This is a genomic window from Roseivivax isoporae LMG 25204 (assembly GCF_000521865.1).
Lineage (GTDB): Bacteria > Pseudomonadota > Alphaproteobacteria > Rhodobacterales > Rhodobacteraceae > Roseivivax > Roseivivax isoporae.
Genome location: NZ_JAME01000024.1, coordinates 40,317 through 63,838 on the forward strand (window position 1 = coordinate 40,317; position 23,522 = coordinate 63,838).

The following is a 23,522-nucleotide window of genomic DNA, read 5'->3' on the forward strand; positions in this document are numbered from 1 at the left end:
TTTCGGGGACACACCCGGATTTTGCATTTGTTGCGCGGGAAACGTCCGATCCGGACATAAAATTTCCCAAAATCTGGTTTTCGCTATCAGTCCACGCTTGGAATGTCAACAACGCTGACTTAAACTGCCGATGCAAGCGGCAGACACGGCAGGAGAAGAATGGCACAGCCGGATCGCGCGCCCCCGAACGGCGGGGAGACGCTGCTGTTTCTCACCGACGAGCAGCTGAGGCAGGGCATCGAGGCGATGTTCTTCGCCTATCGCGGCTTCACCGCCGATCCCGACCGCATCCTCGCCGAGCTCTGCTACGGGCGCGCCCACCATCGCGCCCTGCATTTCATCAACTGCGCGCCCGGCACCACGGTGAACAACCTCCTGTCGATCCTCGGCGTCACCAAGCAGTCGCTGAACCGCGTCCTGCGCACGCTGATCGCCGACGGGCTGGTGGAAAGCCGGGTCGGCCGCTCCGACCGGCGCGAGCGCCACCTGCACCTGACCGAGGAAGGACGCGCGCTGGAACAGCGACTTTCGGACGCCCAGCGCGCCCGGATGCGCAAGGCCTACCGGCAGGCCGGGCCCGAGGCCGTGGCGGGGTTCCGGAAGGTGCTGGAAAGCATGATGGATTCCGAGCAGCGCCGCCAGTATCATGCACTCCGTGATGGCCGTGGCCAGGCATCGGGAGGACGGGAATGAGCGATCCGGACGCGCATCTACTGATCGTCGACGACGACGAGCGGATCCGGGGCCTCTTGCAGAAATTCCTGATGCGGAACGGTTTTCTCGTCAGCGCGGCGCGCGACGCGGCGCATGCGCGGCGCGTGCTGGCCGGGCTTGACTTCGACCTCATCGTGCTCGACGTGATGATGCCGGGCGAGGATGGGATCAGCCTGACCGCGTGGATCCGCGAGACCCACAGCACACCGATCCTGCTCCTGACCGCGAAATCCGAGACCGAGGACCGCATCGCGGGTCTCGAGGCGGGCGCAGACGACTACCTCGCCAAGCCCTTCGAGCCGAAGGAACTGCTGCTGCGCATCAACGCGATCCTGCGGCGGATGCCGGACCCCGTGGGCAGCGCCGCGGCACCCAAGCTCCTGACGCTCGGGCCGATCCGCTACGACATCGAGCGGGGCGAGATGTGGCGCGGCGAGCAACAGGTGCGCCTGACGGCGACCGAAAGCCACCTCATGCGGATCTTCGCGGCGCAGCCCGGCGAGGCGCTGTCGCGCACCCGGCTCGTGGAGGACCTGGGCCGCGACCGCGGCCAGAGCCAGGAACGCGCGGTCGACGTGCAGATCACGCGCCTCAGGCGCAAGATCGAGGACGACCCGAAGCAGCCGCGCTACCTGCAGACGGTGCGCGGCGCGGGCTACATGCTCTCGCCCGACTGAACCCGCGGGGGCGGGTCCGAGCGCCCTTGCCCCTGCCCCGGCTTTCGCGCTTTGCTGCGCTCCATGACAACGCTCATCACCCATGCCGACGGCCTCACCCACGTGACCCCGGACGGCCACCCCGAACGCGTCGCGCGGCTCGAACACGTGCTGCACGCGCTCGAACCCCTCGGGCTGCGGCGCGAGACCGCGCCGCTCGCCACAGAGGACGACCTCCTGCGCTGCCATCCGCAGGACTACATCGACCGCATCCGCGCGAAGGTCCCGTCGAAGGGCGCGGTGCCGCTCGACGCCGACACATGGCTGTCGCCCGGGTCGTGGAACGCGGCCCTGCGCGCGGTGGGCGGCGCGATCCGCGCCGTGGACCTCGTCACCGGGGGCGAGACCGCGAACGCGTTCTGCGCCACGCGCCCGCCCGGCCACCACGCCGAGACCGCGACGCCCATGGGGTTCTGCCTTTTCGGCACGGCGGCCATCGCGGCCCGGCACGCGCTCGACGCGAAGGGGCTGGCGCGGGTCGCGGTCGTCGACTTCGACGTGCACCACGGCAACGGCACTCAGGATCTGCTGTGGAACGAGAAACGCGCCTTCTTCGTGTCCTCGCACCAGTCGCCGCTCTGGCCCGGCACCGGCGCGCCGGCCGAGCGCGGGGCGCACGACAACGTGATGAACGTGCCGCTCGCGCCCGGCACCGACGGCGGCGCCATGCGCAAGGTCTACGAGAGCCGCGTCTTCCCGCGGCTGCGCGACTTCGCGCCCGACCTCCTCATCCTCTCGGCCGGGTTCGACGCGCATGTGGAGGACCCGCTCGCCAGCCTCGAATGGGAGGAGGACGATTTCCGCTGGCTGACGCGCGAGCTCTGCGCGATCGCGGCCGAGGTCTGCGGCGGGCGCGTGGTCTCGACACTCGAGGGCGGCTATGATCTGGAAGCCCTCGGCGCCTCGGCACGGGCGCACGTGGAGGAACTGCAGGAGGCGGCGCGATGACCACGCAGGAACCGAAGCCGGTCGAGGAAATGAGCTTCGAGGAGGCGATGGGCGAGCTCGAGCGCGTGGTGGGACAGCTCGAACGCGGCGACGTGCCGCTCGACCAGTCCATCGCGCTCTACGAACGCGGTGCCGCGCTCAAGAAGCGCTGCGAGGCCAAGCTGCGCGAGGCCGAGGAAAAGGTCGCGGCGATCACGCTCGACGCCGACGGCGCGCCCGTGGGCACGAAACCCGCCGACGGCCTCTGATGGCGTTCGAGGCCGGGCGCGCCGCGGCCGAGGCGGCGATCGAGGCGGGCCTTGCCGCGCGCCTGAAGGATGCGCCCGACCTGCCGCTGACGCGGGCCATGGCCTACGCGCTGTCGGGCGGCAAGCGGCTGCGCGGCTACCTCGCCATGGAAAGCGCGCGCATGCACGGCATCGGGGATGCGCTCGCCCCCGCTCTCGCGATCGAGGCGGTGCATGCCTATTCGCTGGTGCACGACGACCTGCCGGCGATGGACGACGACGCCACCCGCCGCGGCCAGCCCACCGTGCACGTGACGTGGGACGAGGCGACCGCGATCCTCGCGGGCGACGCCCTGCAGACGCTGGGCTTCGAGATCCTGCTCGACCCGGCCTGCCATCCGGACGCGGACGTGCGCGCGGACCTCGCGCTGTCACTGGCGCGCGCCGCGGGCGCGAACGGCATGGTGCTGGGCCAGGCGCTCGACATCGCGGCCGAAACGGCAACGGCGCCGCTCGCGCTCGATGACGTGATGCGCCTGCAGGCCGCCAAGACCGGCGCGCTGATCCGCTGGTCCGCCGAGGCGGGCGCGCGGCTCGCCCGTGCCGATCTCGCGCCAATGACCGCCTATGCCACCGCCCTCGGGCTCGCCTTCCAGATCGCCGACGACGTGCTCGACGTCGAGGGCGACGCCGCCGCCATGGGCAAGGCCGTGGGCAAGGACGCCGCCGCCGGCAAGGCCACGTTCGTCTCGCTTCTCGGGATTGACGAAGCGAAACGTCGCGCGGCAACGCTTGTGGAAGAGGCCTGCGATGCCCTATCTCCGTTCGGAGACGAGGCCCGCGGGCTGATCGGCGCGGCCCGCTTCGTGATCGACCGGCGTTCCTGACGCAGCGACCGAAGACGCCCGAGCCCGAACGACCGACGCGCGAATCATGGAGGCGCGAGAGCCACGATGTCCGACAGACCCCTGACGCCGCTCCTCGACCGGGTGCGCACGCCCGCCGATCTCAAGTCGTTCAGCGACGGCGAACTGCGCGTGCTCGCCGACGAATTGCGGGCCGAAACCATCTCGGCCGTATCCGAGACCGGCGGCCATCTCGGCGCCGGCCTCGGCGTGGTCGAGCTGACCGTGGCGCTGCACGCGGTGTTCGACGCGCCGCGCGACAAGCTGATCTGGGACGTGAGCCACCAGAGCTATCCGCACAAGATCCTGACCGGGCGGCGCGACCGCATCCGGACGCTGCGCCAGAAGGACGGGCTGTCGGGCTTCACCAAGCGATCCGAATCGCCCTACGACCCGTTCGGCGCGGCGCATTCCTCGACCTCGATCTCGGCCGCGCTCGGCTTTGCCGTGGCGCGCGACCTGGGCGGAGACAGCGACACCGGCCACGGCGATGCGATCGCGGTGATCGGCGACGGCGCCATGTCGGCGGGCATGGCCTACGAGGCCATGAACAACGCGGGCCATCTCGGCAAGCGGATGATCGTCATCCTGAACGACAACGAGATGTCGATCGCGCCGCCCACGGGCGCGCTGTCCTCCTACCTCTCGCGGCTCTACGCCGAAGCGCCCTTCCACACGCTGAAGGACGCCGCCAAGAGCGCCGTGTCCTTCCTGCCCGAACCGTTCCGAGAGGGCGCCAAGCGCGCCAAGGACATGCTCAAGGGCATGGCCATGGGCGGCACGCTCTTCGAGGCGCTGGGCTTTTCCTATCTGGGTCCGATCGACGGGCACGACATGTCGCAGCTGCTGCCGGTGCTGCGCGCGATCAAGACGCGCGCCCACGGGCCGGTGCTGCTGCATGTCATCACCCGCAAGGGCAAGGGCTACGCCCCGGCCGAAGAACGCGCCGACCGCGGCCACGCCACCGGCAAGTTCGACGTCCTGTCGGGCGAGCAGAAGAAGGCGCCGTCGAACGCGCCGGCCTATACCCGCGTGTTCTCGGACGCGCTGGTGGCCGAGGCGACGCGCGATCCCCGCATCTGCGCGGTGACGGCGGCGATGCCCGACGGCACCGGGCTCGACCGGCTGGCCGGCATCTTTCCCTCGCGCGTCTTCGACGTGGGCATCGCCGAGCAGCACGCGGTGACGTTCTCGGCGGGCCTTGCCGCCGGCGGCATGCGCCCCTTCTGCGCGCTCTACTCGACCTTCCTGCAGCGAGGCTACGACCAGGTAGTGCACGACGTGGCGATCCAGCGCCTGCCGGTGCGCTTCGCCATCGACCGCGCGGGACTGGTGGGCGCCGACGGCGCGACGCATGCAGGCGCCTTCGACGTGGCGTTCCTGTCGAACCTGCCGGGTTTCGTCGTCATGGCGGCCGCGGACGAGGCCGAGCTTGTACACATGGTGGCGACCGCCGCGGCACATGACGAGGGACCCATCGCCTTCCGCTACCCGCGGGGCGAAGGCGTCGGCGTCGAGATGCCCGAACGCGGCGTCCCGCTCGAGATCGGGCGCGGCCGCATCGTGCGCGAGGGCGCGCGCGTGGCGCTCCTGTCCTTCGGCGCGCGCCTCAAGGAGGTGACCGAGGCCGCCGAGGCGCTCGGCGCCCGCGGGCTCTCGCCCACCATCGCCGACGCGCGCTTCGCCAAGCCGCTCGACCGCGAGATGATCCTGCGTCTCGCTCGCGACCACGAGGCCCTCATCACCGTCGAGGAAGGCGCCATCGGCGGCTTCGGCAGCCACGTGGCGCAGCTCCTGGCCGAGGAAGGCATGTTCGACGAGGGCCTGCGCTTCCGCTCCATGGTGCTGCCCGACAGCTTCATCGACCAGGCGAGCCCACAGGACATGTACGCGGTGGCGCGGCTCAACGCCTCCGACATCGAGGCGAAGGTGCTCGAGGTCCTCGGCGTGGCGCGGATGGGCGAACGGCGCGCCTGACGCGCCGCGCCCTCAGACGAGGCCCTGCCAGATCAGAAAGGCCACGGCCAGCACGCCCGAGACGCAGACGTAGCCCGCGATCATGTAGAGCCCGTCGCGGATCATCAGGCCGATCGCGAAGAGCGACACCGCCACCGCGCCGGCCGAAGTGAAGAACGGCACGAGCTCGAGCAGCGGCCAGGTGATCGTCGTGGCGATGATCGTGAGCAGCGCGAGCGACGAGACCGGCCGGCGCGTCAGCACGCGCCAGCGGTTGCGGCTGTGCCGGTCGACCCATGCGGCGGGCTTGCGCAGGAACCCGAGCGCATTCTCGAGCCGCTCCGCACCGATCCGGCGGCGCATCAGGAACCCCGGCAGCCACAGGTGCCGCCGGCCCACGAGGTTCTGCGCGGCGATCAGCAGGATCACGAGGCCGCCGATCGTCGGCGCGCCCGGGATGCCCGAGATCGGCGACACGAGGATCAGCGCCGGCACCAGCAGCGCGGCGTCGAAGGACCGGTTGCCGATCCTCTCGAGAATTTCGTGCACGGACACGCTGTCCTGTCCGTCCTCTGGGCGGATGCGGTCCAGCAGCTCGGTCAGCGAGGCGACCGGCGTCACCTCGGGCACGTTCAGCCCGGTCGAGGTCGAACTCATGGGGAACTCCCGGATCTCAGGCCGGCTCGGCCTCGAGCAGCGCGCGCAGCCCGCTGCGGTAATCGGGGTGGATCAGCTCGACACCCAGCTCGGCCTTGATGCGGTCGTTCGCCACGCGCTTGTTGTCGCTGTAGAAGCTCCGCGCCATGGGCGACATGTCGGCCTCCTCGAACGGCACCTCGGGCGGCACCGGCAGGCCCAGAAGCTCGGCGGCATGAGCGATCACGTCCTGCGGCGGCGCGGGGTCGTCGTCGCACACATTGTAAACCGCGCCCGGATTCGGCCGCTCGATCGAGGCCGCCAGCACCTGCGCGATGTCGTCCACGTGGATGCGGCTGAACACCTGTCCGGGCTTCACCACGCGTTCGGCGCGGCCCTCGCGCACCTTCTCGAACGGGCCGCGTCCCGGCCCGTAGATGCCCGCCAGGCGGAAGACGTGCAGCGGCAGGTGCGGGATCGCGCCCCACGCGGCCTCTGCCGCCACGCGCATCTCGCCGCGCCGGGTCGTGGGCGCGAGCGGGGTCGTCTCGTCGACCCATGCGCCGTGATGGTCGCCGTAGACGCCCGTGGTGGACAGGTAGCCCGCCCAGTAGAGGTCCCGCGCCTTGTCCGCGACCGCCTCGCCGAGGAGCCGCAGCGACGGGTCGCCCTCGTCGTCGGGGCCGGCGGAGACCAGGAGATGGGTCGCCTCGCGCAGCGCCTGCGTCACCGGCTCCGCCTCCCACGGCAGCGGTTCGACGCCGGTCTCGGCGATGCGCGCGCGCGTCTCGGGCCTGCGCCCGGTGCCGAGGACGCGCCAGCCCTCGGGGATGAGGCGCGCGGCAAGCGCGCGCGCAGAATAGCCGTGGCCGAGCGACAGGAGGGTGGGGCGTTCGTGGGTCATGTCCGTAGAGATGCGCTCGACACCCCGCTTTGGCAAGGCGCGGTCCACTGGCAGAACCCCGCCGCCGCCTCGGCGAAAGCTCGCCGAGGCGCTCTGGACGGCGAAATTCGCATGGCCGGGACGACCGGGACGCGGTGTAGACCGGTGCGCGGGACAACAATCCGGAGACCCCGACCCGTGACCGCATTCCGCCCGGCGCTATGCCTCGCCGCCCTTCTGTCGCTCGGAGCCTGCGCCAGCTTCGCACCGAATGACGGGGAACAGGTCGCCCGCTTCGCCGCAGCGCCGTCCTATGCGACACCGCTCTATCCCAACGAGACCCCCGAGCTTCGGGAACTCATCAACCAATACGCCGACTTCTATCAGGTGCCCCGGCCCCTCGTGCACCGCGTCATCGTGCGCGAGAGCACCCACCGCCCGGGCGCCCGCAACGGCCCCTATTACGGCCTGATGCAGATCCTGCCCGCGACCGCCCGCACCATGGGCTTCCGCGGCCAGCCCTCGGACCTGCTCGATGCCGAGACCAACCTGAAATACGCGGTGAAGTACCTGCGCGGGGCGTGGCTCCTTTCGGACGGCAGCTACGACGCCGCCGTCGGCTGGTACGCGCGCGGCTACTATTACGAGGCCAAGCGCCAGGGCATGCTGGTCGAGACCGGCCTGCGCCCGGGCTGATCCCCGACGCTCACGCCGGCCGCGCGATGTCGGGCGCGAGCCCCGCATAGTCCGGCCCGTGATCCACCCGCACGCCCAGCGCCTCGAGGGCGCGCATGCGGGCGGCGTCGCGGGCATCGGCCCCCTTTCCCGGCTCGCGCAGGATCACCCGGACGACACGTCCCGGATGCCGTTCCGCCGCCGCGAGGTAGACCTGCGGATCGTGCTGGCCGGTATCGCCCACCAGCACCACGGGCAGGTCCGGCACCGCCGCCATCAGCCCGTCGATCGCCGCGCCCTTGTGGTCGCCATGGGTGCCCGAGATGAACTGCGTGCGCGAGATGCCGAGGTCGCGCAGGAACATGGGCGCCCGCGGCAGGTCCGCCCGGTCGAAGATCCGCTGCAGGAAATGGTGCAGGTTCCACGGGCTCGACGAGACGAAGAAGATCGGCGCGCCGCGCGCCTCGAACCCGCGCATGAGTTCGACCGCGTCGGGAAAGACATGCCGCGTCAGCGCGTTGCCGGTGAGCGAGGTCCAGAGGTTGCGCAGGAGCGAATAGGCCCCGGTCTCGAGGACGGTGTCGTCGATGTCCGAGATCACCATGAAGGGTGCCCCCGGCCCCACGACCAGCGCCTCGAGCACCGCACCCTCGCCGCCCTCGACCTCGACCGGGTGCGAGGACCAGCCCGGCGCCGCGTCCCCCCGCGGCAGATGCAGCGTGAAATAGCCTTCGTCGTCGGTCATCGCCGTCGTCTCGCCCGCGCGGACGGTACGCTCCGCGACCTCGCGGGTCAGGAACAGCCCCGCCATCTGGCGCAGGTTCACGAACCACGAATCCTCGGGCTCGGGCGTGGTACGCCGGAGCGAGGTCAGCACCCGCCCCCGCAGCAGGATCTCGTCGGGCGTCGCGTAGCCGAGATAGGGGTCGATCACGACGCCCTGCGGGTCCGAGGGACGGAACACCCGGTCGAGCGCGCGCTCGACCGGATTCGCGATGCGGGCAAGGACGGTCTTCAAGCGCGGATCAGCCCGGGCTCAGACCGCGCAGCTTCTCGGCCCGGCGACGCAGGACCTCGAGCGTCGTCAGCAGGCAGATCGAGATCGCCACGAGCATGGTCGCCACCGCGAGGATCGTGGGCGAGATCTGCTCGCGCAGGCCGGTGAACATCTGCCAGGGCAGCGTCTGCTGGTTGGCCGAGCCGACGAACAGCACCACCACGACCTCGTCGAACGAGGTGATGAAGGCGAAGAGGCCGCCCGATATCACGCCCGGCAGGATCAGCGGCATCTGCACCCGGAAGAACGTGGTGACCGGATCGGCGCCCATGTTCGCCGCCGCCCGCGTCAGCGACCGGTCGAACCCCACGAGCGTCGCCGTCACCGTGATGATGACGAAGGGGATGCCGAGCGCCGCATGCGCCAGCACGACGCCCAGGTAGGTGCCCTGCAGGCCGATGCGCGAATAGAAGAAGTACATGCCCGCGGCCGAGATGATGAGCGGCACGATCATCGGCGAGATCAGGATCGCCATGATCGCCCGGCGGAACGGCACGTGCGGCTGGCTGAGACCGATCGCCGCCAGCGTGCCGAAGCCCACCGACAGGAGCGTGGCCACCGGCGCGATGAGAAGCGAGTTCCGCAGCGCCTGCTGCCAGTCCGCCGAGTTGAAGAAGTCGCGGTAGTGCTTCAGCGAGTAGCCCGCCGGATCGAAGGCCAGCATCTCGGGCGTGAAGGTGAAAAAGTTCTGCGCGTTGAACGACAGCGGCATCACCACGAGGATCGGCGTGATGAGGAAGACGAAGATCGCGCCGCAGATCACGCGGAAGCTGTAGTGCCACAGCACCTGGCCCGAGGTCAGGTAGGGCGGCAGCTTGCTCCGGTAGCGGCAGCGCCCGACCCAGTAGATGAACCAGCCGATGAACCAGCCGAACAGCGTGCCGACCACGAGGCCGGGCAACGCGCCGATCCAGAAGCCCGCCACCGCGAAGAGCGCGAGCACGCCCCACTTGAAGGTGCGTTCGTGCGCGACGCCCGCGACCGCCATGGCAAGGAACGCGAGGCCCGCGCAGAGCGCGGCCCCCACCACGATCCCGGCCAGTCCCGAGCCCTGCGCGGTGCCCACGAACAGCCCGAAGAACGCCCCGGCCGCGGCGACCACGCCGCAGGTGAACCCGTAGGGCATGGTCCGCGTCTCGGTGATGACGACGTCCGATGTCGACATGTCCTCAGCCCCCCAGCTTCACGTTGTCGATGCCGACGATCTTGTCGTAGGCCCAGTAGAGGATCAGCACGACCGCGAGCAGGATCGTGCCCAGCGCCGCCGCGAGCCCCCAGTTCAGCGAGGACGAGATGTGGTAGGCGATCCGGTTCGAGATGAACGTGCCGGTGGTGCCGCCGACGATCTCGGGCGTGATGTAGTAGCCGATGGCGAGGATGAAGACGAGGATCGACCCCGCGCCGATGCCCGGCACCGATTGCGGGAAGTAGACCCGCCAGAACGCCGTCCAGTTGGTCGCGCCAAGCGACTTCGCGGCGCGCACGTAGGAGGGCGGGATCGTCGACATCACCGAGTACATCGGCAGGATCATGAACGGCAGCAGGATGTGCGTCATGGCGACGATCGTGCCGAACTGGTTGTTGATCATCACGAGCCGGCTGCCGTCGCCGATGAGCCCCAGCCAGACGAGCACGTCGTTGATCACACCCTGCTGCTGCAGCATCACCTTCCACGCGCTCGTCCGCACCAACAGCGACGTCCAGAACGGCAGGAGCACGAGGATCATCAACAGGTTCGCGGTCCGCATCGGCAGGTTCGCCAGAAGGTACGCGACCGGGTAGGCGAGCAGGATGCAGCAGCCCATGATCGTCAGCGACATGAACAGCGTCCGCTTGAACAGCAGGCCGTAGATCTGCTGGTCCTCGGGCTGCATGGCAGCACCGTCCGCCGTCTGCCGCATGTCGACGGCGTTCAGGAAGTATCCGGACGTGACCGGCCCAGAGAACGTCTGGATCGTCGCCCAGACATTCGGGTCGCCCCAGTCCTCGTCGATCTCGTCGATGAAGTAGCTGCGGAAATCGACGGTCTCGAAGTCCGACAGCGCCCCGGCCGCCTCCCGCAGGAGCGCAGCCGTGTCGCCGTCGAAGGCGTCGGCCGCCGCGGGCGTCGCCATCAGGTCCTGGTAGAGAGCCGTGTAGGCCACCGGCCAGGGCTCGTCCTCGGCCAGCGAATCCCGGCGTGCGCCGGCGGTGAAGGTGGCGAAGTTCTGGTAGACCGCGGTGGTGCGCGGCAGCATCTCCTCCGCCGCCTCGGACGGGCGGAAGCCCGGCGGCGCGCCCTCCTGGCCGTCGTCGAACCACTCGGTGTAGCCCGCGCGCCAGTCCGGGTCGCCCATGAGCGCGATCCAGGTGGCGGGTTCTTCCCAGGCCTCGTTCAGATCCTCGAACTGGTCGAGGTAGACGTCGCCGATGTCCTCGATGTCGCGGCCCGATTGCCGGAACAGCGACGAGATGCCCGTCGTCTCGTAATTGAGGCGTGTGCCGAGCCGGGTGTGGTTCTTGAGCTGCGCCGCCAGCGCCATGTCGTAATAGAAGGCCTCGAAGACCTCCCCGCCCGGCGCCTCGTCCGACTCGTGGTCCCAGCTGCCCAGAAGCTCGACCGTCCGCGGCAGCGTCTCGGGCACGATCTCGTTCTCGACCGAGCGGAACAGCATGTCCGCGATCGGCGCGATGAAGGTCAGCAGCACGAAGATCAGGAGCGGCGCGATCAGCATCAGCGCCCGCAGCTTCTGCCGGCGCAACGCGCGCGCCAGCGATCTCTTGAGCGGCGTGCCGTCGGCGGCCAGCATCTGTCCCGATTTCGAGACGTTCTGGTCCGCGCGTTTCTGCGCCTGCGGGTCGTCCGCCCGGGCGGGGGCGCCGACCGTGCTGTCGTTGGTCGCGTCGCTCATGGTCTCAGGTCCCTTCTACGAGGACGATGCTGCTGGTGGCCGTCCGGCGCCGGATCTCGGCGACCTCCTGGTAGGCCGGATCGTGATAGGCGCGCCGCGCGGTCTCGTAGTCCGGAAACTCGATCACCACGTGCCGATCGAGGCTCTCGCCCTCGACCGTCTCGGACGTGCCGCCGCGGACCACGAAGCGCCCGCCATGTCCTTCGAGGATCGGCGTGTCGCGTTCGACGTATTCGCGGTACCCTTCGGGATCGCGAACCGAGATGTGGGCGATGATGTAGCCCTTGGGCATGGGCCTCTTCCCTTCAGTCCGCGCGCCGCGGCCGCTTGTGGAAAGGTCCGGGGCGCGCGATGCCGCCCCGGACCCCGGTTCACCCGCTTACTGCGCGAGCCAGGACTGGAACTTCGCGTCGATGTCGTCGCGGTAGTCCGCCCACCACTCGTAGTTCTGCACGAACGAGTTCTGGCTGTTCTCCGGGTTGGTCGGCATGTGCGGCGCCATCTCGATGCCGAGTTCGGCATGGGTCGAGACGAGCGGCGCCGAGCTCTGCCGGGCCGGGCCGTAGGAGATGTACTTCGCCTGGTCGGCGAGGCGCTGCGTGTCGGTCGCGAAGTAGAGGAAGTCGAGCACGCGGTTCAGCCGGTCGTCGGGCAGGCCCGCCGGGATCACCCAGCCGTCGATGTCGTAGACCTGCGCGTCCCAGAGCATGGCGAGCGGCTGGTCCTGCTCGGCGATCGCCGAGAAGAAGCGACCGTTGTAGGACGAGCCGATCACGGCCTCGCCGTCCGCAAGCGTCTGGATGCTCTCGGCCGCCGACGACCACCAGATCGTCTGGTCCTTGATCGTGTCGAGCTTGGCGAGCGCGCGGTCCTGGCCCTCTTCGGTCTCGAGGACCTCGTAGATCTCCTCGAACGGCACGCCATCGCACATCAGCGCCCATTCCATGTTGTTGATCGGGCGACGCTCGAGCGTGCGCTGACCCGGGAAGGTCTCGGTGTCGAAGAGCGCGCAGATGTCGGTGGGGGTCGCGCCGTTCCACTCCTCGACGTCGGTGCGGTAGGCGTTGGTGATCGAGTAGGCGATCTGCGGGATGAAGCAGTCGGACACGATCATGTCGCCGAAATCGTCGCTGGCCTCGGTGCCGTCCGGCGCCGCCGCGAGGATGTCGTCGTGGTCCACTTCCATCGCGAGACCCTCGTCGCAGAGGCGCATGGCGTCGGCCGCCGTCACGTCCACGAGATCCCACGTGATGTTGTTGGCTTCGGCCATCGCGCGCAGCTTGGCGACCGCCTCGGGCGAGCTTTCGTCCCAGGTGACCGAGACGTCCGAGTTCGCCTCGAGGTACGGCTCGACATAGGCCTTGACCTGGCTGTTCTGGTAGGCGCCGCCCCAGCTCACCAGGGTCATGCTGTCGGCCATGTCCTGTGCGGCCACGCCGCCCCCGGCGACCGTCAGCACAGTGGTGGCGAGAAGCGTCTTGGAGATGTTCATGCCTTACTCCCTAAAGCACCCGTTTGAATTGAGGGGGTCCACGTTACGGGTGAAACGCCGGACCCTGTGGTGCGCGCCGCCGCGCAGGCATTCGAGATGCGCAAAGACGGCGCGAATGCGACCCTAGCTCGCGTCGAGCGCGCGGCAGTCCTCGGCCTTCCAGCCGATCTTGACCGTCTCACCCGGCGCGAAGCGCACCTGGTCGGCGCGGTTTCGGGTCTTCACGATGAACTCGTCGTTCCCCGCGACCGAGAGCCGCGTGCGGAACACGTCGCCCATGTAGATGAATTCCCGGACCTGCGCGTCGAGCGTATGCGCCTCGGGACCGAGATCGGGATTGAACTCCACCCGCTCCGGGCGGATCGACACCCGCGTGCGCTCGCCCTTGCGCGCCACGTTGACGGGCATCGCATCGATCACGTTGCCGTTGTCGAGCTTCACCGTGCAGCGGTTGCCGCCGATCTCCTCGACCACGCCCTCGAGCGTGTTGTTCTCGCCGATGAACTGCGCGACGAAGCTGTTCTGCGGCGCCTCGTAGAGCTCGTCGGGCGGCGCCAGCTGCTGGATGCGCCCGTCGTCGAACACTGCCACGCGGTCCGACATGGTCAGCGCCTCGGTCTGGTCGTGCGTCACGTAGACCACGGTGATCCCGAGCTCGTCGGCGATCCGCTTGATCTCGAACTGCATGTGCTCGCGCAGCTGCTTGTCGAGCGCGCCGAGCGGCTCGTCCATCAGCACGAGCTCGGCCTCGAAGACCAGCGCGCGGGCAAGCGCGATCCGCTGCTGCTGGCCGCCCGACAGCTGCGCCGGGCGCCGCCCGCCGAACTGGCCCATCTGCACCATCTCGAGGGCGCGCTGCACCTTCTTCTCGCGCTCGGCCTTCGGCATCTTCCGCACTTCGAGCGGGAACGACAGGTTCTCGGCCACCGACATGTGCGGGAACAGCGCGTAGTTCTGGAACACCATGCCGATGCCGCGTTTGTGGGGCGGGATGTTGTTGATCGGCCGGCCATCCAGCTTGATCTCGCCGTGGGTCGCGGTCTCGAACCCCGCCAGCATCATCAGGCAGGTGGTCTTTCCGGACCCCGAGGGGCCGAGCATCGTCAGGAATTCGCCCTTTGGCATGGCGAGATTGAGGTCCTTAACGACCAGCGACTCGCCGTCATAGCTTTTCTGCACGCGTTCGAATGCGACGAACGCATCGTTCTCAGCCGTTTGCGCCACTTTCTGGCTCCCTGTGTTGACGGCGGATTTCCTCCGCTCGCGTTGCCCCCGATAAAACCGCGTGGTGTGGCCAGATGCAACTGTCTCGGCGGGCGCAGACATTCTGCGGCCCGCATCCGGGAAGTCTGTGCAGAAAAGCGGCGTTTCACAGCCAAAAGCGTCACCCGATCGGGGCCGCACGGACGATTCGACTGCAGGCAGCGCGAGCCACCCCGGCCCGCCTCGCGTCAGGCGTGCATCGCCGCCATCACGGTCGCCCACGTCTTCGTGTGGCCGTGATGTACACAACATGCCGGCATCCCGCGCCCGGACCCGCCCATGATGCGAAAAAAATGGGCGCGAAATGCAAATGCGACCCCGGATGTCGTTTTTCTTGGGGTGAAGATGTACACAATAACCGAGGAGGGTCCCATGCGGTTCGCAATTGGAGGAAAGGTGCGCGCATGGTGTATCACCGGTTTTCTAAGGACCTGCCCTTCACCGAAGCGGAGTACACGCGGCGTCTGGACAAGACGCGCACGGCGATGGACCGCGCGGGAATCGAGGTCCTGTTCGTCACCGACCCGTCCAACATGGCGTGGCTCACCGGCTACGACGGCTGGTCGTTCTACGTCCATCAGGGCGTGATCGTCCTGCCCGACGCCGACCCCGTGTGGTGGGGCCGCAACCAGGACTCGAACGGCGCCGTGCGCACCGTCTGGATGGGCGACGACCGGGTGATCGGCTACGCCGACAACTACGTGCAGTCGACCGAGCGCCACCCGATGGAAGACCTCGCGAGCCGCCTCGTGGGCATGGGGCTCGAGAAGGCGCGCATCGGCGTCGAGATGGACAACTACTACTTCTCGGCCAAGGCTTACGCGACGCTGGCGCGCGAACTGCCCGATTCCACGCTGATCGACGCGACCGCGCTCGTGAACTGGCAGCGCGCGATCAAGTCCGACGAGGAACTGGTATTCATGCGCCGCGCCGCGAAGATCTCGGAAAAGATCATCGACGGGCTGGTCGAGCGGGTCGAGCCCGGCGTGGCCAAGAACGAGGTCGTGGCAGAGGTCTACCGCGACGCGCTGACCGGGGCGGACGGGCACTGGGGCGACTATGCCGCGATCGTGCCGCTGCTGCCCTCGGGATCGGACGCCGCCGCGCCGCACCTGACCTGGGACGGCCGCCCCTTCAACCAGGGCGAAGCCACCTTCTTCGAGATCTCGGGCTGTTACCGGCGCTACCACGTGCCGTTCTGCCGCACGATCTTCCTCGGCGAGCCCTCGGACATCTTCCGCCGCGCCGAGGCCGCGCTGGTCGAGGGGCTCGAGGCCGGGCTCGAGGCCGCGCGCGCCGGCAACCGCGCCTGCGACATCGCCAACGCGCTCGCCGCGCCGCTCGAATCCGCAGGCATCGAACGCGGCGCGCGCTGCGGGTACCCGATCGGCCTCAGCTACCCGCCCGACTGGGGCGAGCGCACCATCTCGCTGCGCTCCGAGGACGAGACCGTGCTCGAGCCCGGCATGACCTTCCACTTCATGCCCGGCCTCTGGATGTCGGACTGGGGCCTCGAGATCACCGAGTCCATCCTCATCAAGGAAGACGGCCCGGCCGAGACCTTCTGCCACCGCCCGCGCAAGATGTTCGTCAAGGAGTGACGCCCGTGCTGCACGAGACCGAACACGTCCTCAGGGGCCTCGTCGCGCATCCCTCCGTGTCGGCCGACAGCAATGTCGCGCTGATCGAGCACATGGCGAACCGGCTCGAGGATGCCGGCGCGCGGGTCGAGATCCTGCGCGACGCGACCGGGACCAAGGCGAACCTCTGGGGCACGATCGGGCCGGAGATCCCGGGCGGCGTCCTGCTGTCCGGCCATTCCGACGTGGTGCCGGTGGCCGACCAGGACTGGTCCACCGACCCCTGGGCGCTCGCCGAACGCGGCGACCTGCTGCTCGGGCGCGGCACCTGCGACATGAAGGGCTTCATCGCCGCGGCCATCGCCATGGCGCCGGGCTTTGCCGCCACCCACCTGCGTCGCCCGGTGCATTTCTGCTTCACCCATGACGAGGAGGTGGGATGCCTCGGCGCGCAGGCGCTGGTCCCTCTCCTCAGGGACCGCGAGGTCCTGCCCTCCGTGGCCATCGTGGGCGAGCCGACCGAGATGCGCATCATCGAGGGGCACAAGGGCTGCTGCGAATATACCGCGCGGTTCCACGGGCTCGAGGGGCACGGCTCGCACCCCGACCGGGGCGTGAACGCCGTGGTCTACGCGGTCCGCTACGTCACCCGCCTGATGGAACTGGCGGAGGAGCTGAAGCAGCGCGCGCCCCGCGACAGCCGCTTCGACCCGCCCTGGACCACGGTCAATGTCGGCAAGCTCGCGGGCGGCGTGGCGCACAACGTCATCCCCGGCCGCGCCGAGGTCGAGTGGGAGATGCGCCCGGTCCAGTACGGCGACGCGGATTTCGTGAAGGAGGCGCTCGCCGCCTACGTGGCGAACGAGCTCCTGCCGGCCATGCGCGCCGTGTCGCCCCGAGCCGACATCACCGTCGAGACCATCGGCGAGGTCGTGGGCCTCGAGCCGATGGAGGACAACATGGCCCGCGCGCTGGTCGCGCAGCTGACGGGGGGCAACTCCGCCGACGTGGTGCCCTTCGGCACCGAGGCGGGCCTCTTCCAGGAACTCGGCATGTCCGTGGTGGTCTGCGGGCCGGGATCGATCGCCCAGGCGCACAAGCCCGACGAATACGTCTCGCGGCCGCAGCTGACCGAATGCCTGACCATGCTCGAAGGGTTGCGGCGGAACCTCGCCTCATGACCGCCGAGGAGCGGCATCTCCGGCTCTACCAGGAAATCCGAAGCCGCATCTGCCTGCTCGACTACCCGCCCGGCGCCAAGCTCGGCGAAGAGGCGCTCGCGGCGGAATTCGGCGTCTCGCGCACGCCGGTGCGCCGGGTGCTCGCCCGGCTCGCCGACGAGGGACTGGTGGCCGCGCGCCACGGCGTCGGCACCATCGTCACCGACGTGGACGCGCGCGAGCTCGGCCAGGTCTACGAGCTGCGGATGGAACTCGCGCAGCTCGCAGGCTGGCTCTCGCCGCTGCCCATCACCGAACGGGTGGTGACCGAGGCGCAGGACTTCGTCCAGCGCGGCGCGGCGCTCGCCGCGGCGCCCGCGCCGCGCGACTTCGCGACGCTCAACATGGCGTTCTTCGATTTCGGCCTGGGGCTTTGCGGCAATGCCGCGCTGGCCGAGATGTCGGAGCGGCTCTACTACCGCACCGCGCGGATCTGGCTCCAGACCATTCCCGCGCTCGACCTCGCGCAGGAGGCCGCGTTCTTCCACGACGAGATGAGGCAGGTCGCAACCGCGCTCGAGGCACGCGATCCGCGCGCGGCAGCGCTGATCCGCCGCGCGCACATCTCCATGTCCTACCAGCGTCTCGCCGCCGCCTGAAGCCTCAGAGCTCGGGGTTGTCCGGGTACCAGTCGGGCGTCAGCACCTCGGCTCCCTCGACCATCGAGGCGAATTCCTGCGGGTCCTGCGTGCCGCCGTCGCGGCCGCGGAAATGGTAGGGATAGACATAGGTCGGCGAGAAGGCGTTGACCGCCGCCGCCGCCTGCGTGGCATCCATGGTGAAGGGCAGGTTCATGCAGACGAACGCGAGGTCGATGTTCTCGAGCGCGCGCACCTCGGGCGTGTCCTCGGTGTCGCCCGAGATGTAGACGCGGAAGCCCTCGAAGCTCAGAACGTAGCCGTTGTCGCGCCCCTCGGGGTGGAAATCCTGCCGCCCCTCGGTGGTGTTGTAGGCGGGGATCGCCTCGATGCCGACGCCTTCCCAATCGGTCGTGTCGCCGTTGCCGATGGATTCGGCCCCCGACAGCTCTTCCGGCAGCATGTCCGCCACCGCCGGGTTCACGATCAGGTGGGTGTTCTCGCCCATGAGCGCGGTCAGCGTGTCGACCTCGTAATGGTCGCCGTGCTCGTGCGTGATGAGGATGAGGTCGGGCGCCGGCAGGTCGCCATAGGCCTCGGCACCGCCGACCGGGTCCACGTGGATGACGCCCGCGGGGGTCTCCATGACAAAGGAGGCGTGGCTGACGGGATGCACGGTGATCGTGCCGCCCGGGGTCTCGAAGCTGTTGTTGGCCCCTTCCTGCGCCAGCGCGGCGAAGGGCAGGATCGCGGTCACGCCGGCCGCGGCGCTCGCGGTGGCAAGGAAGGTGCGTCGGGTCTGGGTCATGGAATCTCCGTCTGTCGCTGGCGGATCGCGGGCGGCGGGGCCGGCCCGTCCTGCGGGGCAGAGCTAGGTCGGCGGGCGACCGCTTCAATCACCCGCGCCGCCGCGACAGCCGCACGTCGCGGTGTCCTTTGTTTCCGGAACAGGACATACTCGCGCCAGAATTGGGCAATAGCTGTCCTTCCGTCGCCGTTGCGTGCATGACGGCCGACAGGAACGAGTGCCCGAGTACCAGAGTCGCCGGATGTTGGAGTTCGACCAGGTCAGCAAGTCCTTCTGGACCGGATCCCGTCGCAAGGTGATCCTCGACCGCGTGTCCTTCCGCGTGGACCTCGGCGAGAGCTTCGGCATCCTCGCCCCCAACGGCACCGGCAAGACCACCCTGATCAAGATGATGGCGGGCCTCGAGAAGCCCGACGAGGGCGAGATCCGCCGCGGCTGCCGCGTCTCCTTCCCGCTCGGGTTCATGGGCGGGGTGATCTCCAAGGTCTCGGCGCAGGAGAACGCCCGCTACATCGCGCGGCTCTACGGCCTCGATCCCGATTACGTCGAGGCGTTCTGCCGCTGGCTCTGCGGGCTCGGCGAATATTTCGACCAGCCGATCGGCGTCTATTCCTCGGGCATGCGCGCGCGCTTCACCTTCGCGCTCATGCTGGCGCTCGATTTCGACATCTACCTCATCGACGAGGGGATGCCCAACTCGACGGACGTGGAGTTCAACCGCCGCGCCGGCGACATCCTCGCCGAACGGCTGCGGACCACCACCATCATCATCGTGAGCCACCAGCCGCAGGTGCTGGAAAAGTTCGCGCGCCGGGCGGCCGTTCTGATGGACGGCAAGTTGCACATGTTCGATTCTCTGGAAGAGGCGAAGCGGCTCTATGACTATGAAACTCAGGGCTAGGAAGTTCCGCATCCGCCGTTCCGCCAGCGCGGAGACGCCGCCGCAGGAGACCCGCGCCGCCAGCGAGGCGCCCCCGTCACCCGCGACGCCGGCGCCCGCGCGCGACGCGCCGACGCACCCGGCCCCCGAGGGTGCGGGCGAGACCGACATCCAGGCGATCCGGCAGGAGGGCCTGACCGGCCGCCAGCTGCGCATGGCCCGCCGCATCGCGCAGAAGCACGGCCTCGCACCCACTTCGGACTTCGACGCGGTGCGGCTGCTGCGGCTGCGCGGCATCGACCCGTTCAAGCTCGGCAACACGCTCGAACTGGTGGTGACGCGCGATCCCAAGGCCCCCGCGCCCGCCACCGGGGCCGACACGGACGGCGGCGGTTTCGGCGGCGCACTCGCGCCCCGGCCCGCAGACGGCGACGGCGACGGGCGCGTGCAGCTGCCGCAGACCATGCCGCCCCGCCCGGGCGTGCCCTCGACCGAGCTGCACAAGGGCCCGACGCCGGCCGACCGCCGCGCCGCCGAGATCGAGAAGATCCAGCGCGACCTCGCCCGCCGGCGGCGGCGCAAGCTCGCGCTCCTTTTCACCCGGCTCGCCTTCTTCGTGTTCCTGCCGACGGCCGTTGCGGGCTACTACTTCTTCGCCGTGGCGACGCCGCTCTATTCGACGAAGTCGCAGTTCCTGATCCTGACGAACGACGGCGGCGGGGGCGGCGGCATGGGCGGGCTCCTGTCCGGCACGCAGTTCGCCACCAACCAGGACGCCATCGCGGTCCAGTCCTACCTGGCGTCCAAGGACGCCATGCTGCGGCTCGACCGCGACGAGGGATTCAAGACGCACTTCTCGCAGGGCTTCATCGACCCGATCCAGCGGCTCGAGCCCGACGCCTCGAACGAGGACGCCTACGGCACCTACCAGCGCAACGTCGAGATCGGCTACGATCCGACCGAGGGCGTCATCAAGATGGAAGTGACGGCCGCCGATCCCGAGGTCGCCGCCGAGTTCAGCCGCGCGCTCATCTCCTACGCCGAGGAACGCGTCGACAACCTGTCGCTGCGCAAGCGGTCGAACGCCGTGCTCGACGCCGAGCAGGGACTCGAGGACGCCGAGGCCGCGCGGCGCGCGGCGCAGGCCCGGCTCGTGCGGCTGCAGCAGGAAAGCGCGCTGCTCGACCCCGAGGGCCGGATCGCGGCGCTGCGCGGCCAGATCAACACTTTCGAGATCCAGCTGCAGGAAAAGCGGCTGCAGCTGCAGGCACTGCTCGACAATGCCCGCCCGAACGAGAGCCGCGTGGACGGCGCCGAGGCAGACGTGCGCCGCCTCGAGGCGCTGCTCGCCGACCTCAACACGCGCATGACGCAGGCGGCCGACGACGGCTCCTCGCTGGCCGACATCGCGGCCGAGGTGCAGCTGGCCGAGGCCGACGTGCTGACGCGCGACATGATGCTGCAGGCGGCGCTCGAACGGCTCGAGACCGCGCGGCGCGACGCCGATGCCCAGGCGCGCTACCTCACCACCTCGGTCGTGCCGCTCGCGTCCGAGGATCCGAGCTATCCGCGCAAGTTCGAGAACACGGCGCTGGCCTTCCTGATCTTCTCGGGCATCTACCTGATGATCTCGCTCACCGCGTCGATCCTGCGCGAACAGGTCTCGTCCTGACCGGGCGTGCGGGGGCGCGCCCCCGCCGTGGTGCCCTCAGACCAGTTCCACCGCCATGGCGGTGCCCTCGCCGCCGCCGATGCAGATGGCGGCGACCCCCCGGCGCAGGCCACGCGCCTCGAGCGCGTGGATCAGCGTGACGAGGATGCGCGCACCGGACGCCCCGATCGGGTGGCCGAGCGCGCAGGCCCCGCCGTTCACGTTCACCACGTCGCGCGGCAGGCCCATCTCGCGCATGAACGCCATGGGCACCACGGCGAAGGCCTCGTTCACCTCCCACAGGTCCACGTCGCCCACGCTCCAGCCCGCGCGCTCCAGCACCTTGCGCGCGGCCGGCACCGGCGCGGTGGTGAACAGCCCCGGCGCCTGCGCGTGCGTCGCATGCCCGAGAATGCGGGCCCGCGGCCTGCGCCCGGCAGCTTCGGCGCAGGCCCGGCGTTCCAGCACCAGCGCCGCCGCACCGTCCGAGATCGACGAGGAATTGGCCGGCGTCACCGTCCCGTCCTTGCGGAAGGCGGGCTTCAGCTGCGGGATCTTCTCGGGCCGCGCGAGCCCCGGCTGCTCGTCCGCGCCGACGGTGACCGCGCCGCCCCGCGCCGGCACCTCCACCGCCGCGATCTCGGCGCCGAAGGCCCCGCTGTCCTGCGCGGCGCGCGCGCGGGTCAGCGAACCCAGCGCGTAATCGTCCTGCGCCTCCCGGGTGAACTGGAACGCCTCGGCGCAATCCTCGGCGAAGGTGCCCATCAGCCGGCCCTTGTCGTAGGCATCCTCGAGCCCGTCGAGGAACATGTGGTCGATCGCCTGCGCATGCCCGAGCCGCGCGCCGCCGCGCATCTTGGCCAGGAGGTAGGGCGCGTTCGTCATGCTCTCCATTCCGCCCGCCACGAGGCAATCGGCCTGCCCGGTGGCGAGCCGGTCGAAGGCCAGCATCGCGGCCTTCATGCCCGACCCGCACATCTTGTTGAGTGTCGTCGCCGGCACCGCCTCGCCGAGGCCCGCCGAAAAGCCCGCCTGCCGCGCCGGAGCCTGCCCCTGCCCCGCGGGCAGGACGCAGCCCATCAGCACCTCCTCGGGCGCGGCGCCCGCGGCCTCGGCCAGCGCCGCGCGGATCGCCGCACCGCCGAGTTCCGCCGCGGCGAGAGGCGCGAGCGCGCCCTGGAAGCCGCCCATGGCGGTGCGCTTCGCGCCCGTGACCACGATCTCGTCCATGACGTCCTCCTCCCAGCCGCCCCATGCCTGCATACCGAATGGAAAGGTTTCGCGTCCAGTCTGGTGCGGTTTTCAACGTCCGGAGGCCCGTCCGTGAACCTCGACACCGAATCGCACGCGGATGCCCTGGTTATCCGCGTCCCGGAGACGCGCATCGACGCGGCGAGCGCCATCCAGTTCAAGGACGCCATGCGGCGGCTGACGGCGTCGGGACCGGACCGCGTGCTGCTGGACCTCGCCCGCGTCGATTTCATCGATTCGAGCGGGCTCGGCGCGGTCGTCGCCTCGATGAAGCAGCTGCGCCCGGACCAGACGCTCGCGCTGGTGGCGCTGACGCCCGCGGTGCACAAGGTGTTCCACATGACCCGCATGGACACCGTGTTCGACATCCACGGCGATCTCGGCGGCGCCCTGGCCGCCGGGCGGTCCTGAACCCGGCCCGATGTCCCGGACCCTGCCCGGAACGGCGCAGCACCAAGCGGCGGACCCCCGCGCGGACCGCCCCGGCCCCGATCCGGCCCCGGCGCCCCCCGATCCGGACACGCCGCCGCGCGGCCCCTCCGCGCTGGTCTTTGCGACCCGCGTCTGGCCCGATCCGTCCGCGATCCGCGCGGCCGTCACCGCCTGCGAGGCGCGGCTGCGCACCCACGGCGCCGATGCGGCGGCGGCGCGGCTCTGCGCCCTGGTCCTGGCAGAGCTTCTGAACAACGTCGCCGAACATGCGTTCCGCGACCTAGCCCCCGTGCCGGTCGAGGTCGAGGTGCGCGCGCGCCGCGGCAGCCTCTACCTCGCGATCGCCGACCGCGGCCGGCCCATGCCCGGCGGCGCGCTGCCGGCGCCCTGCCTGCCCGACCTCGCCGTGGCGCGCGCCGACATGCCCGAGGGCGGCTGGGGCTGGCACCTCGTGCGCAGCCTCGCGACGTCGCTCGACTATCGCCGCGAGGACGGAACGAACCGCCTGCGCGTCCGCCTCGATCCGCAGGGACCGGCCTGACGCCGGGAGCGTCCGCCGCGAAAAGGTCAGATTGACCGCCAAATGGCGCCCGAATGCCGGGCCATACCTGCACCTGTAGCTGCATATGGCTTCCCTCGGCGCCGCGTCGTTACAGCCCCCACCCAGTGCGCGGCGCCGAGGTCTTCAACCGTACGGAACGGCGTTGACCCTGTCCCCGGCTCGGTCGAGTATCCCCGCGATACTCGGAGGGGACAGTC

At 69.7% G+C, this 23,522-nt stretch carries 24 protein-coding genes; 14 read left to right on the forward strand and 10 right to left on the reverse strand.

Features of this window, described 5'->3' with window-relative positions; translation table 11 throughout:
• Positions 1-159: 159 nt before the first annotated feature.
• The 6 genes from RISW2_RS15235 to dxs all read left to right on the forward strand — a co-directional run bounded on the left by RISW2_RS15235 (position 160) and on the right by dxs (position 5,487).
• Positions 160-693, forward strand: coding sequence for a MarR family winged helix-turn-helix transcriptional regulator (locus tag RISW2_RS15235; RefSeq protein WP_043772859.1), 534 nt, complete (start codon positions 160-162; stop codon positions 691-693).
• Entirely contained in the window at positions 690-1,391 is a 702-nt protein-coding gene (locus RISW2_RS15240; RefSeq protein WP_043772861.1) for a response regulator, read from the forward strand. Before RISW2_RS15235 ends, RISW2_RS15240 begins: the two co-directional genes overlap by 4 nt.
• A gap of 63 nt (positions 1,392-1,454) precedes the next feature.
• Complete coding sequence (locus RISW2_RS15245; protein WP_043772949.1) at positions 1,455-2,378, forward strand: histone deacetylase family protein; 924 nt, start codon at positions 1,455-1,457, stop codon at positions 2,376-2,378.
• On the forward strand, positions 2,375-2,626 hold the full coding sequence (locus RISW2_RS15250; protein ID WP_043772863.1) for an exodeoxyribonuclease VII small subunit: 252 nt from the start codon (positions 2,375-2,377) through the stop codon (positions 2,624-2,626). Before RISW2_RS15245 ends, RISW2_RS15250 begins: the two co-directional genes overlap by 4 nt.
• Positions 2,626-3,492, forward strand: coding sequence for a polyprenyl synthetase family protein (locus RISW2_RS15255; protein WP_043772864.1), 867 nt, complete (start codon positions 2,626-2,628; stop codon positions 3,490-3,492). The genes RISW2_RS15250 and RISW2_RS15255 overlap by 1 nt, the downstream gene beginning before the upstream one ends.
• A gap of 66 nt (positions 3,493-3,558) precedes the next feature.
• Complete coding sequence (gene dxs, locus RISW2_RS15260; RefSeq protein ID WP_043772866.1) at positions 3,559-5,487, forward strand: 1-deoxy-D-xylulose-5-phosphate synthase; 1,929 nt, start codon at positions 3,559-3,561, stop codon at positions 5,485-5,487.
• A gap of 12 nt (positions 5,488-5,499) precedes the next feature.
• On the opposite strand, the gene RISW2_RS15265 is transcribed toward dxs, so the two are convergent.
• Together RISW2_RS15265 and RISW2_RS15270 are read right to left on the reverse strand one after the other, a co-directional pair.
• Positions 5,500-6,123, reverse strand: coding sequence for an exopolysaccharide biosynthesis protein (locus RISW2_RS15265; RefSeq protein WP_051492073.1), 624 nt, complete (start codon positions 6,121-6,123; stop codon positions 5,500-5,502).
• Positions 6,124-6,139: 16 nt separating this feature from the next.
• Positions 6,140-7,006, reverse strand: coding sequence for an SDR family oxidoreductase (locus RISW2_RS15270; RefSeq protein WP_043772868.1), 867 nt, complete (start codon positions 7,004-7,006; stop codon positions 6,140-6,142).
• 177 nt (positions 7,007-7,183) lie between these two features.
• Between RISW2_RS15270 and RISW2_RS15275 the strand changes: the two genes are divergently transcribed.
• On the forward strand, positions 7,184-7,681 hold the full coding sequence (locus RISW2_RS15275; RefSeq protein ID WP_156943865.1) for a lytic transglycosylase domain-containing protein: 498 nt from the start codon (positions 7,184-7,186) through the stop codon (positions 7,679-7,681).
• Between the two features lie 10 nt (positions 7,682-7,691).
• On the opposite strand, the gene RISW2_RS24595 is transcribed toward RISW2_RS15275, so the two are convergent.
• The 6 genes from RISW2_RS24595 to RISW2_RS15305 form a co-directional block, all read right to left on the reverse strand.
• A complete protein-coding gene (locus tag RISW2_RS24595) occupies positions 7,692-8,678 on the reverse strand; it encodes a phosphatase domain-containing protein (protein WP_051492074.1) in 987 nt (328 codons plus the stop codon).
• 7 nt (positions 8,679-8,685) lie between these two features.
• Entirely contained in the window at positions 8,686-9,843 is a 1,158-nt protein-coding gene (locus RISW2_RS15285) for an ABC transporter permease (RefSeq protein WP_043772956.1), read from the reverse strand.
• A gap of 43 nt (positions 9,844-9,886) precedes the next feature.
• The gene (locus RISW2_RS15290) at positions 9,887-11,608 is read right to left on the reverse strand and encodes an ABC transporter permease (protein WP_084615430.1); all 1,722 of its coding nucleotides are present in this window, start codon (positions 11,606-11,608) and stop codon (positions 9,887-9,889) included.
• A 4-nt stretch (positions 11,609-11,612) separates the two neighbouring features.
• The gene (locus tag RISW2_RS15295; RefSeq protein ID WP_043772871.1) at positions 11,613-11,900 is read right to left on the reverse strand and encodes a DUF1330 domain-containing protein; all 288 of its coding nucleotides are present in this window, start codon (positions 11,898-11,900) and stop codon (positions 11,613-11,615) included.
• An 87-nt stretch (positions 11,901-11,987) separates the two neighbouring features.
• On the reverse strand, positions 11,988-13,100 hold the full coding sequence (locus RISW2_RS15300; RefSeq protein WP_043772873.1) for an extracellular solute-binding protein: 1,113 nt from the start codon (positions 13,098-13,100) through the stop codon (positions 11,988-11,990).
• Positions 13,101-13,223: 123 nt separating this feature from the next.
• Positions 13,224-14,324, reverse strand: a complete 1,101-nt coding sequence (locus RISW2_RS15305; RefSeq protein WP_043772875.1) for an ABC transporter ATP-binding protein — start codon at positions 14,322-14,324, stop codon at positions 13,224-13,226.
• Positions 14,325-14,767: 443 nt separating this feature from the next.
• Here RISW2_RS15305 and RISW2_RS15310 point away from each other — a divergent pair, with 443 nt between their 5' ends.
• The 3 genes from RISW2_RS15310 to RISW2_RS15320 are packed head-to-tail and all read left to right on the forward strand — an operon-like array spanning position 14,768 to position 17,762.
• On the forward strand, positions 14,768-15,964 hold the full coding sequence (locus RISW2_RS15310) for a M24 family metallopeptidase (protein WP_043772877.1): 1,197 nt from the start codon (positions 14,768-14,770) through the stop codon (positions 15,962-15,964).
• Positions 15,965-15,969: 5 nt separating this feature from the next.
• Positions 15,970-17,124: an acetylornithine deacetylase gene (gene argE, locus RISW2_RS15315; protein ID WP_043772879.1), complete on the forward strand. Its 1,155-nt coding sequence runs from the start codon at positions 15,970-15,972 to the stop codon at positions 17,122-17,124.
• A complete protein-coding gene (locus RISW2_RS15320; protein WP_043772881.1) occupies positions 17,121-17,762 on the forward strand; it encodes a GntR family transcriptional regulator in 642 nt (213 codons plus the stop codon). The genes argE and RISW2_RS15320 overlap by 4 nt, the downstream gene beginning before the upstream one ends.
• 4 nt (positions 17,763-17,766) lie before the next feature.
• Here the strand turns inward: RISW2_RS15320 and RISW2_RS15325 are convergent, their stop codons facing one another.
• Complete coding sequence (locus tag RISW2_RS15325) at positions 17,767-18,549, reverse strand: MBL fold metallo-hydrolase (RefSeq protein ID WP_043772883.1); 783 nt, start codon at positions 18,547-18,549, stop codon at positions 17,767-17,769.
• Between the two features lie 241 nt (positions 18,550-18,790).
• On the opposite strand from RISW2_RS15325, the gene RISW2_RS15330 reads away from it, so the two are divergent.
• Together RISW2_RS15330 and RISW2_RS15335 are read left to right on the forward strand one after the other, a co-directional pair.
• A complete protein-coding gene (locus RISW2_RS15330; RefSeq protein ID WP_043772885.1) occupies positions 18,791-19,450 on the forward strand; it encodes an ABC transporter ATP-binding protein in 660 nt (219 codons plus the stop codon).
• Positions 19,428-21,101, forward strand: coding sequence for a KpsE/RkpR family capsule polysaccharide export protein (locus RISW2_RS15335; protein WP_043772887.1), 1,674 nt, complete (start codon positions 19,428-19,430; stop codon positions 21,099-21,101). Before RISW2_RS15330 ends, RISW2_RS15335 begins: the two co-directional genes overlap by 23 nt.
• Positions 21,102-21,137: 36 nt before the next feature.
• Here RISW2_RS15335 and RISW2_RS15340 read toward each other — a convergent pair whose 3' ends face one another.
• Positions 21,138-22,310 (reverse strand): acetyl-CoA C-acyltransferase, encoded by a 1,173-nt coding sequence (locus RISW2_RS15340; RefSeq protein WP_043772889.1) that lies wholly within the window; start codon positions 22,308-22,310, stop codon positions 21,138-21,140.
• A 93-nt stretch (positions 22,311-22,403) separates the two neighbouring features.
• On the opposite strand from RISW2_RS15340, the gene RISW2_RS15345 reads away from it, so the two are divergent.
• Together RISW2_RS15345 and RISW2_RS23585 are read left to right on the forward strand one after the other, a co-directional pair.
• Positions 22,404-22,742, forward strand: coding sequence for an STAS domain-containing protein (locus tag RISW2_RS15345; RefSeq protein WP_043772891.1), 339 nt, complete (start codon positions 22,404-22,406; stop codon positions 22,740-22,742).
• 10 nt (positions 22,743-22,752) lie between these two features.
• Positions 22,753-23,304 carry an ATP-binding protein gene (locus RISW2_RS23585; RefSeq protein WP_051492075.1) on the forward strand — a complete coding sequence of 184 codons (552 nt, stop codon included), beginning with the start codon at positions 22,753-22,755 and terminating at the stop codon, positions 23,302-23,304.
• Positions 23,305-23,522 lie beyond the last annotated feature (218 nt).

Coding starts and splice junctions, on each gene's coding strand:
- RISW2_RS23585 (WP_051492075.1), top strand. CDS start 22,753: ATGTCCCGGACCCTGCCCGGAACGGCGCAGCACCAAGCGGCGGACCCC.
- RISW2_RS15235 (WP_043772859.1), top strand. CDS start 160: ATGGCACAGCCGGATCGCGCGCCCCCGAACGGCGGGGAGACGCTGCTG.
- RISW2_RS15325 (WP_043772883.1), bottom strand. CDS start 18,549: ATGACCCAGACCCGACGCACCTTCCTTGCCACCGCGAGCGCCGCGGCC.
- RISW2_RS15265 (WP_051492073.1), bottom strand. CDS start 6,123: ATGAGTTCGACCTCGACCGGGCTGAACGTGCCCGAGGTGACGCCGGTC.
- RISW2_RS15300 (WP_043772873.1), bottom strand. CDS start 13,100: ATGAACATCTCCAAGACGCTTCTCGCCACCACTGTGCTGACGGTCGCC.
- RISW2_RS15320 (WP_043772881.1), top strand. CDS start 17,121: ATGACCGCCGAGGAGCGGCATCTCCGGCTCTACCAGGAAATCCGAAGC.
- RISW2_RS15270 (WP_043772868.1), bottom strand. CDS start 7,006: ATGACCCACGAACGCCCCACCCTCCTGTCGCTCGGCCACGGCTATTCT.
- RISW2_RS15340 (WP_043772889.1), bottom strand. CDS start 22,310: ATGGACGAGATCGTGGTCACGGGCGCGAAGCGCACCGCCATGGGCGGC.
- RISW2_RS15255 (WP_043772864.1), top strand. CDS start 2,626: ATGGCGTTCGAGGCCGGGCGCGCCGCGGCCGAGGCGGCGATCGAGGCG.
- RISW2_RS15295 (WP_043772871.1), bottom strand. CDS start 11,900: ATGCCCAAGGGCTACATCATCGCCCACATCTCGGTTCGCGATCCCGAA.
- RISW2_RS15310 (WP_043772877.1), top strand. CDS start 14,768: ATGGTGTATCACCGGTTTTCTAAGGACCTGCCCTTCACCGAAGCGGAG.
- RISW2_RS15250 (WP_043772863.1), top strand. CDS start 2,375: ATGACCACGCAGGAACCGAAGCCGGTCGAGGAAATGAGCTTCGAGGAG.
- dxs (WP_043772866.1), top strand. CDS start 3,559: ATGTCCGACAGACCCCTGACGCCGCTCCTCGACCGGGTGCGCACGCCC.
- RISW2_RS15285 (WP_043772956.1), bottom strand. CDS start 9,843: ATGCCCTACGGGTTCACCTGCGGCGTGGTCGCCGCGGCCGGGGCGTTC.
- RISW2_RS15290 (WP_084615430.1), bottom strand. CDS start 11,608: ATGAGCGACGCGACCAACGACAGCACGGTCGGCGCCCCCGCCCGGGCG.
- RISW2_RS15240 (WP_043772861.1), top strand. CDS start 690: ATGAGCGATCCGGACGCGCATCTACTGATCGTCGACGACGACGAGCGG.
- RISW2_RS15335 (WP_043772887.1), top strand. CDS start 19,428: ATGACTATGAAACTCAGGGCTAGGAAGTTCCGCATCCGCCGTTCCGCC.
- RISW2_RS15245 (WP_043772949.1), top strand. CDS start 1,455: ATGACAACGCTCATCACCCATGCCGACGGCCTCACCCACGTGACCCCG.
- RISW2_RS15330 (WP_043772885.1), top strand. CDS start 18,791: ATGTTGGAGTTCGACCAGGTCAGCAAGTCCTTCTGGACCGGATCCCGT.